Origin of the sequence: Streptomyces sp. G-G2 (genome assembly GCF_030063135.1) — a bacterium.
Lineage (GTDB): Bacteria > Actinomycetota > Actinomycetes > Streptomycetales > Streptomycetaceae > Streptomyces.
In genome coordinates, this window is record NZ_JASISO010000066.1 from 23142 (window position 1) to 33502 (window position 10361).

Sequence of the window (10361 nt, forward strand, 5' to 3'; positions counted from 1 at the left end):
CTCCGGGACCTTCCGTCCCAGTATCAAGCTGTCCAGGTCAAAGGGGGAGCTTCATTCCGTCGGCGGCGCGATCGCAGGACACATCGTCGCGTTCCCATAGGGCTTGTTGAAAGGTGAAGGTGAGTTGACGCTCTGCACTTGTGGTCAGCAAATCGAAGCGAATGATGCTTTTTGTCGCGCATGCGGCATACGCACCTCTATGGTCGGTTCGCTGTGCGGAACCCTCAGTCGCCGCGCCGAATTGACGTTTCAGGCATTGGCTGCCGAACACCGGAAAGGATGGCCGTCGAGCGAGGTAACGCATACCGAGGAGAACCTGCGGGCCATCGACCAAGCTCACGGGGATCGGGTAGCGATCCGGCCGTTCACGAGTGACGAGGAACGCCTGAACGGTGCGGACTGGGAGTGGTGGTTTCACTCTGGCGAGATGGGATTCGGCATGCGTGTCCAAGCGAAGCGTGCCAACCGGAGCGGTGGCTACGACCTGAGGTACCGACCAGATGGCGAAAAATACCAGAATGATCTGCTGATTGAGGATGCTGTGGCGGCAGGCTGCCTTCCCGCCTATGTCTTCTACAACCACCTCAACTGGGTGCAGCTCCGACATGGCAAGCCGTGGGTGGGTTGTGAACATCGACCCTTCACCGAGGGGCAGTTGGGCTGCACCATAGCGTCCGCCCTGGTTGTCAAGCGGACCTTGCTCGGCGCGCGTGCAAGTTCACGTTATGTGAAGGATCGCAGTCGCCCTTGGAACCGCATCCTGTGCGACGGCAGCGCGTCGGAGGTGCCGCGCCTGGACACTTCCTTCATGCGGGCGCAGCTCCTGCACCGGGCAGCTCTTGCCGAGCTTGAGAAGGATCCGGCGCGCGCGGGCACCTCGCCGTCAATAGCCAGACTTCCGACCCGGTCGGCTTTGCCGGGGGAGCCGGGCCCAGAGGGGCGCCGTCAGCGCATCAGTAAGGACGATCTGAGGCGAGACGACGGTGAGACGAGCACGCCTGACGCTGCAACTTCCAGTCAGGCGGAACGTGCTTTGAACCGGCAGCTGAGAGAAATGGCGGAGCGTCCGGTAGGTAGGCTTCCGAAACGCGTGCGCGCCATGGTTCGTGGAGCCGAGATGCCACCGCCTGACGATCGAGCCGCAGGGGCGATTCTGGTGAATCTTGGCCCTGTCGGGGATTGAGGCCGACCCGGGTGAACCAACAAGCCCGCAAACGTCAACTCTGACGGCTGGGGCACGCCGATCGACCTGAGCCCTGTCCCGGGTGTTAGGGAAAGGGCCGGCGGTGCGTGAGCGGTGCGTGAGCGGACGGGGTGGCACGGGGTGGATTGGGCGGCATGCGTGGGCCGGGCCGCACCTTGCTGACCTGGGGAAACAGGACTCGGCGGCACGGCCCGGCACCACGCGGGACGATCTTGTCGGGCCTCGTAATGCGTAGGTCTCGGGTTCGAATCCCGAAGGCGGCTCTGTAAAACCCTCAGGACTCACTCGCCGTGACCTGGGGGTTTTGCTATTTCCGGACGGTCCGGGGCCGGAACGCGATGACCTTCGCGTCGCCCCTGCGTCCATTGCGTGTCCATTGCGCGCCCCTCCTGCTCCGGAACTGTCCCTGTGATCTGGGCTGCAACATGGTCGAGGGCCAACCGCGCGACCTGCTCGCCCCGTGGATCGACGGGTGCCATCCCGCGCGAGCTGCGTCGCGATGGTGAGTTCGCCGGTTGCGGGGTCGTGGTCGGACCAGTGGGCGCCGCAGGCCTCGCCAGGGCGCGAGCCGCGGAAGGTGATCAGGTGGAACAGGGCGTACCGCCGGTGGCGGAAGCCGGCGAGAAGTGGAGGAAGGTGCCCGCCTGCTAGAGATCCGAGACCATGACCCCGCTCGGTTTCATCCCGGCCGTAGCCACTCGGCGATGCGGGCATCGGTATCGGTATCGGTCCACACCCTGGCCTTCTGCCGCTTGTCGGCGGGGAGTTCGACGTGAGCGGCGGCGGCGGACGTGAGAGTCCCCCGGTCCATCGCCGAGTTCAGCGCGGCCCGCTGCGTCGCCCTGACGCGCTGCTGCGCCGACGGTCCGGTGATGCGCCGGAACGGCTGCATCCTCTCGACGGACCGCGAATTCAGCTGGCCTCGGCCGTCAACGGCGCTGGTTTCGGATCGGCCGGACCTCGTCGACAGTGGGCCGAGACGCGTGTCGGAGTGGCGCTCGCGAGGCCGGAGTTCGTCGTTACCAAGGGCGGCGACGACTGAGCCCCGGTCCCCGGGGTGGTTCGGGGACCGGGTGGGTTCGGGGTGTGGCTATTCGGGTGCGGTGTGTTTTCTCGCGAGGTGGGTCAGCCACGCCCATCGGGCCAGGGCGCCCAGGGCGACGGCGGCGATGATGGCGCCCCAGTCAATGACGTGGGGGAGGCCCGGGGTGAAGGCGAAGACGGCGAGTGTCGCGGCGGCGCCCACGGCGAAGGCGGCGATGCCCGCGCGGCGGTGTTTCGTCGGCCGGGCGGGGTCTTCGGTGTCGTCGGGGGTCATGTGCGACTCACTTCGTGATGTGGTGGCACTGGCTGCCCCGGCGAACGCCGTTGACGCTGATGTGGGCGCACGCCTTGCCGTAGCGGGGGAGTGTCTGTGGGGCGTTGTCCCGCATGGGGTTGATCTTGCACTCGGTGTGGGTCGTGCCGCGGGAGGTGCGGTAGATCTTGTTGTCGGTGTCCGCGTAGGTGAAGTCGATCCGCCAGTTGCAGAATCCCGCGTTGAGGGCGCCGACGAAGCCGCAGTCGACTCCGGCGTTCTGGTACGTGATCTTCTTGCCCGTGCCGCGGATGATGTGCGTGAACATGCAGCCCGTGGGGATCTTCATGGTGACGCCGCCGACCTGGTAGTTGAAGGTGGCCACGGGGGTGGAGCCGATGGCGCCGGCGTACGCCTCGGCAGGGGATAAGACGGCGAACGTGGCGGCGCCGACGAGTGCGGTGATGACGCGTACGGCGGAAAGCTTGCCCATCTGTGTCCTCTGGTGTGGAGTTGTCTGTTCCTTCCTTCGAAACTCCGTCGGCAGGGAAGGGGGTTCTCGTCCGGAGGGGGTTCCACCATGACGAGTGATCAGTGGAGGGTGCGCTGACCGTGGCCGCGGACAATGGCTGTGGCGCGTTGGGCGGACGAAAGGGAGACGAATGGGCGAGCGGGTTGTGGTGCGGGAGGCCGGGGAGGCTGATGTCGCGGTGGCGGCACGGCTGTTTCGGGGGTACCTCGATTTCTATGAGGTGACCGTCGACGATCCCGGCGCCCCCGGGGAGTTCCTTCGGGCGCGGATCCGGAACGGGGAGTCGCTCGTGCTGCTCGCCGATGTGGACGGGGTCGGGACCGTGGGGTTCGCGCAGGTCTACCGGACCTTCTCGTCCCTCTCCCTGCGGCCCGCCTGGGTGCTGAGTGATCTCTACGTCGCCCCCGAGGGGCGGCGGACCGGAGCCGGGCGGGCCCTGCTGCGGGAGTGTCTGCGGCGGGCGCGGGAGGCCGGGGTGGCCGGGCTCCAGCTGGAGACGGCGTACGACAACCACGTCGCCCAGGGTCTGTACGAGGCGGAGGGGTTCGTACGCGAGGAGTTCCACGTCTACTTCCACGACCTGGCCTGATCGACGACCTGGCCTGACCGGCCTGGCCTGACCGACGCGGCACTAGCTCCTGAGGTGCAGGCCGTACAGGGACCACGTGCTCAGGGTGACGAGGACCAGGGTCAGGGGCCACTGGAGCAGTAGGGACGGGGCGCTCGCGACGAGGGCCACCGGGCCGTAGGCCGCGATCAGGGTGCCGAGCAGGGCCTGGAGGGCTACCGGGAGGCGTCCCACCCGTACCAGGAGGTAGAGGACCATCGCGCAGGTCGGGAACAGCCACGGGTACTCCCGGCCCGGCCCCTGGAGCAGGACCGCGTCGCGCAGGTCGGAGAACCAGTCCGCGTGCAGCTCGCTCATCGCGAGCTCGCGCGGATGGCTCCAGTGCGGGGACAACTGCTCCGAGAGGCGCAGCGGGGCCGTCCACCCGCTGAGGACCAGGAGCTGCCAGAGCAGCAGGGACAGCGCCGCGGCCTGGCCGACGGCCGCGTTCTGGCCCAGGCCCACCACCGGGCGGTCCTGGCGACGCGGTACTGCCCGTCGCGGCGCCGTCGGTAGTGGAGCCGTCGGTAGTGGCGCCGTCGGTTGCGGCGCCGCTGGTTGTGGCCGTACCCGTCGCGGCGCCGCCGGTTGTGGCGCCGCCGGCGGTGGGGTCGAGCCGGGGGCCTTGCCGCCGTATTTGAGGCGGGCCTCCCGGGCGCGGCGCATCGCCTCGGTGGTGTCGTCGCCCATCGTTCTTCCGTTCCTCCTGGCTCAGTGCGCTCGGTCCGCTCGCTGCGCTCAGCGCCCGTGGCGTTCTTCGAAGGCGCGTCTCTGGCGCCGGGTCAGTTCGGCGCTGTCGCCCGCCCGGACGTGGTCCCGGGGGTCGCTGCGCAGGGAGGGGTCCCCGCAGACCGGGCAGTCGGGGCGTCGGCCGGTGCGCAGCCAGATGCTCTGGAAGGCGTGCTGCCCGGGGGCCTCGCCGAGGACCCGCGGGAAGAACCAGTGGTCGGGCTCCATGGCGAACAGGGCCATGGACAGGTCCTTGCGCAGCGGGGCGGTCAGGAACCCGCCGATCCGTTCCGGCCCGCCGCCCTGGTGCAGCAGGGCCAGCGCGATCTTCGCGGCGGCCGCGGTCAGGTGCTGGATGTCGGTGAGCAGCCCGGGTACGGCGTACAGGCGGCCCGTGCCGTAGTCCGTACGCGGCTGGTGCCCCAGCTCGCCCAGGGATTCGCGGACCCCGCCGGTCGCGCAGGACCAGCAGGGGGAGCCGGGGGTGGTGAAGACGACCTCGCCGCCCGCCGCGCCGTCGTAGAGGCCGATGAAGAGGGCCGGGCGGCGCAGGAAGTAGGAGAGGTGGTTCAGCCGCTGCTGCGCCTGGTTGTCGTCGGTGGCGGCCACCACGAGCTGGGCGTCGGAGATCCGCTGGTGCCAGTGGTGGTCGTCGAGGGAGGCGACGTCGCGGGCCAGGACGGTGACCTTGAGGCGTTTGTTGATCCTGCGCAGGCGGCGGGCCGTGGCCCTGGCCTTGTTGCGGCCGATGTCGCGTACGCCGAACAACGACCGCCCCAGGTTGGCGGGTTCGACCCGGTCGGGGTCGACCAGGGTGAGCCTGCCGACGCCGGAGCGGACCAGCAGTTCGGCCAGGTGGCTGCCGACCGAACCGACCCCGACCAGCAGGACGTGAGTGTCCGCGAGGGCGGGGGAGAGCAGGCCCTGGGTGCGGGCGAAGAGCCCTTCGCGCACGCCGCGGTTCCGGCCGATCCCGGCCCGGTAGCCGAGCCTGCGGATCCGGCCGGGGGGCCGGGCGGAGGGCAGGAGGGGCTCCTTCGGCGGGCCCAGGAGGGGCGGTTGAGGGTGGGCGAGTGGTTGAGGGGTGCCCTGGTCCCGGGTGTGTGCTTCCCGGGCGGGCCGGACCGGTGTGGGCGCGGACGCCGCGGTGGGCACGGACGCCGCGGTGGGCGCCGGTACGGGGATCTGCGCGGGTACGGGCGCGCTGGGGCCCGGGGGTGGGGCCGGGTGCGGGGTGCGGCGTGACGGTGCCGGGCCCGCCGCGCGCGACCCCGGTGGTTCCAGTGCCCCCAGCGCCTCCCGCAGCCGGTCCGTCTCCGGGATCCGCGGGTCCCACCCCAGCTCCCGGACGATCAGCTCGGGGTGCGGCCCGTCCGCCCCCGCCTCCTCCAGCAGCAGGGGCGGGGCGAGGGGGAAGTCCGCGGTGGCGAAGAGGTAGCGCCGGGCGCCGGAGCGGCCCCGGGGCAGGGGGACCCGTACCCCGGGGACCCCGCCGGTCTCCGTGGTGACCGGGTAGGAGTCGGACCAGGACAGCCCGGCCTGCCGGAACGCGGCGGCCAGCGGAACGACCACCGGACGCATCGGTTCCAGCCGGACCCCGCGCTCGGCCCACATCGCGCCGAAGAAGGAGATGCGGGCGCTGTCGGTGAACAGCTCGTGCCGCTCGCCGGGGGTGGTGAGGTCGTGGGTGACGATCGGCGCGAGGTAGCGCCCGAGATCGGGTACGGCCTCCAGGGTGCGCCCGTACTCCCGGTGGTCCTGGCGCGAGGGGCGCGGCATGCCCGTCGGATGTGAGTGGACGATGCCCTTGAACCGGACCGGACCGGCCTCCTCCAGGCGTCCTATCTCGCTCAGCAGCCAGGCCGTGTTGCTGTACTCCACCCGGGTCACCTGGGCGCGCGCGTCGTGCACGAAGGCGGTCAGCACGTCGCGGCCGCGCAGCCCGAGCAGGGCGCCGCCCTGCTCGGGGCGGACCCGCCCGATGTCCCGGCCCACCTGGTCGATCACGTAGTCGAAGACATGTACGGGCAGCACGTCGGTCCCTACTGCTCGCGGTTGAAGGGGAACGGACGGCCCATGCGGACGAAGTCGACGCCCAGTGCCCAGGTCGCCGAGCGCGCGTACGCCTCCTGGAGGGTGGGCTGGCCCGAGCCGGGACGCTCCGACAGGCAGATCACCCCGCTGTGGTAGAGGTGGAACCCGTGCTGGTCGTGGCTCGGCAGGGTCTCCAAGTCCGGCTTGAGCAGCCGGACTTGGTACTCGACCCCGTCGAAGCGCGCGCACATCTCGTACGTGTTCTCGAACGTCGTGGTGATCGTGTAGACCCAGCCCTCGGCGCCCGGCGTGCTCTCGTAGTAGGTGTCGGCGGGGAACTTCGCCTCCACCACGCGGCGTTCCCGTTCCAGCCGGGCGGTGTTCGTCGCGCTCATGGCGGCGAAGGTGCTCTGCGGAACTCTGGACAGCGGCGCGTCGTTCTCACCGCCGGTGCCGAGGCGGACCTTGCCCTCGCGGTCGACGTACACCTCCTGCGTGCCCGTGGCGGTCTTGGACTGACTGGCGAAGAAGCTGTCCCGGATGGCGTTGAGGTCGTACATGTCGGCCATGGTCTTCATCCCTCCCTGACGGAGCTGCGTACTGCGTGGCGCGTACTGCGTGGCGCGTGGCGCGTAGGTCGTACCGCGCGGTGGAGTGCGGCGGGCCGGGTGCGGTTCCTCAGGCCCGGGTGCGGGCGATCAGTTCGCGCAGGCGGACGGTCTGCGGGTGGTCCGGTCCGTACGCCGTCCAGTGGTCGGCGTACAGGGCCTCGAACTCGGCCGTCGCGCGGTGGGTATCGCCCGCGGCGGCCAGCCAGTGGGCCTGGTCGTAGCGGATCTCCGACAGCTTCGGGTCGGTGGCGGCCAGCACCCCGGAGACGGCGTTGCGCAGTTCCAGCAGGTGCTGGGCGGCCGGGCGCGGGTGGCCGGACTCGCCGATGTAGCGGGCGAGGTTGAGCGCGCACAGGACGGCCAGCTGGTCGTCGGCCCCGAGCACCTGCCGGGCCCGAGCGGCGACCGGAGCGAGCCGCTCGGCCGCGGCGGCGGGCTGCCCGGCGCGGGCGAGGGCCTGGGCGAGGTGCAGGACCACCAGCCAGATCCCGCGGTGATCGGCGGGCAGGGTGGCGTACGCGAAGGCGAGTACGTCGCCCAGCTGCCGCACCCGTACTCCGGCCGGGGTCTCCGGGTCTCGTTCGGTGGCCTCCAGCACGGCGTTGCAGCGCGCCTCGACCACCTGGGCGGGATCGGTCGGGAGCCCCGGGGGCGGACCGGGCGGCGGAGGGACGGACGGGGTGACGACGACGGTGGGGCGCGGCAGGACGGCGACGCTGAGCCCCCGCAGCAGGCCCGCGACCTCACGCGCGTCGGCGGGACGTTCGCCGGGGCTCTTGGTGAGCAGCCGGGCGATCAGGTGGTCCACGGCGGGCGGTACCTCCGGGCGCAGGCCGCGGACGGAGGGGACGGCGGCCCGGCAGTGCAGGTTGACCAGGGTGCCGTAGTCGTCGGGGGCGGAGTAGGGCTGGCGGCCGGTCAGCATCTCGAAGAGCACGCAGCCGACGGCGTAGAGGTCGGTGGCCGGGCCGATGGGCTCCTGGAGGAAGCACTCGGGGGCCATGTACTCGGGAGTGCCCACGAGTTGGGCCAGGCCGGTGACTCCGGCGGCGTAGCCGAGGTTGCCGACGGCCGTGTAGGAGCGGGCGATGCCGAAGTCCAGCAGGACCAGGGTGGACCGGCCCGTCGGGCCGGTGGCGTGGCCGGTGGCGCCCGTACGTCCGATGCCGCCGGTGGCCGCGGACGGTCCGCCGGGGCCGGGCGCCGCGGCGCGGACCATGATGTTGCTCGGCTTGATGTCCCGGTGGACCAGGTCCCGGGCGTGTACGGGGACGAGTGCCTCGCACAGTTCGGCGGCCCAGCGCAGGGCGTGGTCGACCGCCAGGCGGCGGCCCCGGGGGAGCGCGACCCGCAGGGTCTCGCCCTCGATGTACTGGGTGATCAGGTAGAGGTGCCACGAGCCGTCGATCCGGGCCTCGTCCACGTCGTGGACCCGGACGATCCGCGGGTCGTCTATGGCGGCCAGGATCTTGGCCTCGCGCAGAAAGCGGAGGGCCGGGTGGGTGCCCCGGTCCGTGACGCGGAGGAATTTGGCGACAACCGTGCGGTCGAGCCGCTGGTCGTGCGCTTTCCAGACCTCCGCCATGCCTCCGTGGAAGCGTTCCAGTAATGCGTACCGGTCCAGAACAAGGCGCCGCATGGGCGCCGGGCCGGCCCCCCGAATACCCGACATGGGACAAGGGTGGCACTCACCCGGTCATCGGTTCAGCGTATTTGTGAAACATCTCTGAACCTCGCGTGGCTATTTCGCGTCTCTATTTTGCATCCGCGTAGCACTCCACCACGGCTGTGGTGAAAGGGAAGCGGACCGGGGTCTCCCCGAACGTGATCAGACCCGCCAGATCACCCGCCGCCCGGATGGCCTCGGCCACCGTCCGCGCCTCCTCGGCCGGGCAGTGCACGATCACCTCGTCGTGCTGGAAGAACACCAGCTCGGCGCGGAGGGGTCCGATGGCCCTGCGCAGTGCGGCCAGCATCACCAGGGCCCAGTCGGCGGCGCTGCCCTGCACCACGAAGTTACGGGTGAAGCGGCCCCGGGCCCGGGAGTCGGAGGAGGCGTAGCCCGGAGTGAAGCCGAGGCCCTCCCGGGCCGGGTCCCGGCCCTCGCCCGCCGCGGCCTCCTGGGGGATGCCCGCCTCGTCCTGGTCGGCGGCGCCCGCCGCGGGCGGGCAGGTGCGGCCCAGCCAGGTGCGGACCAGGCGGCCCTCCTCGCCCGCGCGGGCGGCGGCGTCGACGTACGCGACGGCGCGCGGGAAGCGGCGGCGCAGGGCGGCCAGGTTCTTGAGGCCGTCGCCGGAGGTCTGGCCGTACACCGCGCCGAGGACGGCGAGCTTGGCCATCTCGCGGTCGCCGGAGAACCCCTGGCGGGAGATCGAGGTGTAGAGGTCCTCGGGGCGGCCCGCCACCTCCATCAGTCCGGGGTCGCGGGAGATCGCGGCCAGCACCCTGGGTTCCATCTGGTCGGCGTCCGCCACGACCAGCCGCCAGCCGGGGTCGGCGACCACCGCCCGCCGGATCACCTTGGGGATCTGCAGGGCGCCGCCGCCGTTGGTGACCCAGCGGCCGGTGACGGTGCCGCCGGGGATGTACTCGGGGCGGAACCGGCCGTCGTGCACCCAGTCCTGGAGCCAGCCCCAGCCGTGGGCGGTGTAGATGCGGTACAGCTTCTTGTACTCCAGGAGCGGGGCGACGGCGGGGTGGTCGAGGTCCTGGATCTCCCAGCGGCGGGTGGACGTGAGGCGGATCCCGGCGCGGGCGAAGCCCCGGATGACGTCCGCGGGGAGGTCGGGGCGGACCGGGTGCCCGAAGGCGGCGGAGATCTGCTCGGCCAGCTCCGCGAGGCGGCGGGGCGCGCCGCCGCCGCCGTAGCGCTCGCCGAGGAGGTCGGTGAGCAGGGCGCGGTGGACGTCGGCGCGCCAGGGCAGGCCGGACTGGTTCATCTCGGCGGCGATCAGGAAACCGGCGGACTCGGCGGTGGTGAGCAGGCGCATCCGGTCGGGATGGGCGGTGGCGTCCAGGCGGCGCAACTGGTCGGCGTACACCGCGTGGAGGGCGTGGGGCGGGCGCGGGGCGGGGCGGGGGTCGAAGAGGGAGGACTGGGTGCCGGGCTCGGCGGCGCGCGGGGGGAGATCGGGCGGGACCGGGGAGCGGGTGAGGCGGGCCCAGGCGGCGGCCGCGGAGCGGGGTTCGCCGAGGCGGCCCTCGTGGCCGAGGAGGAGGAGTTCGGTGTCCTCGATGTCGTAGCAGCGCTCGATGGGGACGCCGGCGGCCAGGAGCTGGGGGTAGACGGCGGGGGTGGAGCGCCAGATCCAGCGGGTGGCGGGCGGGGCGGTACGGATCGCTTCCGC

Annotated in this window: 10 protein-coding genes; 2 read left to right on the forward strand and 8 right to left on the reverse strand. The window is 71.5% G+C overall.

Annotated elements, in window-relative coordinates:
• The first annotated feature begins 124 nt into the window (after nucleotides 1–124).
• Nucleotides 125–1183 carry a DUF6615 family protein gene (locus tag QMF80_RS34540; protein ID WP_283460771.1) on the forward strand — a complete coding sequence of 353 codons (1059 nt, stop codon included), beginning with the start codon at nucleotides 125–127 and terminating at the stop codon, nucleotides 1181–1183.
• Between the two features lie 700 nt (nucleotides 1184–1883).
• On the opposite strand, the gene QMF80_RS34545 is transcribed toward QMF80_RS34540, so the two are convergent.
• The 3 genes from QMF80_RS34545 to QMF80_RS34555 form a co-directional block, all read right to left on the reverse strand.
• Nucleotides 1884–2096 carry a hypothetical protein gene (locus tag QMF80_RS34545; RefSeq protein WP_283460773.1) on the reverse strand — a complete coding sequence of 71 codons (213 nt, stop codon included), beginning with the start codon at nucleotides 2094–2096 and terminating at the stop codon, nucleotides 1884–1886.
• 198 nt (nucleotides 2097–2294) lie between these two features.
• Nucleotides 2295–2522 (reverse strand): hypothetical protein, encoded by a 228-nt coding sequence (locus QMF80_RS34550; RefSeq protein ID WP_283460775.1) that lies wholly within the window; start codon nucleotides 2520–2522, stop codon nucleotides 2295–2297.
• A 7-nt stretch (nucleotides 2523–2529) separates the two neighbouring features.
• Entirely contained in the window at nucleotides 2530–2994 is a 465-nt protein-coding gene (locus tag QMF80_RS34555; protein ID WP_283460777.1) for a hypothetical protein, read from the reverse strand.
• 169 nt (nucleotides 2995–3163) lie between these two features.
• On the opposite strand from QMF80_RS34555, the gene QMF80_RS34560 reads away from it, so the two are divergent.
• Entirely contained in the window at nucleotides 3164–3622 is a 459-nt protein-coding gene (locus QMF80_RS34560) for a GNAT family N-acetyltransferase (RefSeq protein ID WP_283460779.1), read from the forward strand.
• Between the two features lie 42 nt (nucleotides 3623–3664).
• On the opposite strand, the gene QMF80_RS34565 is transcribed toward QMF80_RS34560, so the two are convergent.
• The 5 genes from QMF80_RS34565 to QMF80_RS34585 all read right to left on the reverse strand — a co-directional run.
• The gene (locus QMF80_RS34565) at nucleotides 3665–4108 is read right to left on the reverse strand and encodes a hypothetical protein (RefSeq protein ID WP_283460781.1); all 444 of its coding nucleotides are present in this window, start codon (nucleotides 4106–4108) and stop codon (nucleotides 3665–3667) included.
• Nucleotides 4109–4378: 270 nt separating this feature from the next.
• On the reverse strand, nucleotides 4379–6403 hold the full coding sequence (locus QMF80_RS34570; protein WP_283460782.1) for a ThiF family adenylyltransferase: 2025 nt from the start codon (nucleotides 6401–6403) through the stop codon (nucleotides 4379–4381).
• An 8-nt stretch (nucleotides 6404–6411) separates the two neighbouring features.
• Nucleotides 6412–6981: a hypothetical protein gene (locus QMF80_RS34575; RefSeq protein ID WP_283460784.1), complete on the reverse strand. Its 570-nt coding sequence runs from the start codon at nucleotides 6979–6981 to the stop codon at nucleotides 6412–6414.
• 100 nt (nucleotides 6982–7081) lie between these two features.
• Nucleotides 7082–8686 carry a serine/threonine-protein kinase gene (locus tag QMF80_RS34580; protein ID WP_283460786.1) on the reverse strand — a complete coding sequence of 535 codons (1605 nt, stop codon included), beginning with the start codon at nucleotides 8684–8686 and terminating at the stop codon, nucleotides 7082–7084.
• A gap of 82 nt (nucleotides 8687–8768) precedes the next feature.
• Nucleotides 8769–10361: bifunctional 3'-5' exonuclease/DNA polymerase (locus QMF80_RS34585; RefSeq protein WP_283460788.1), on the reverse strand; the 1593-nt coding region annotated here is incomplete at its 5' end.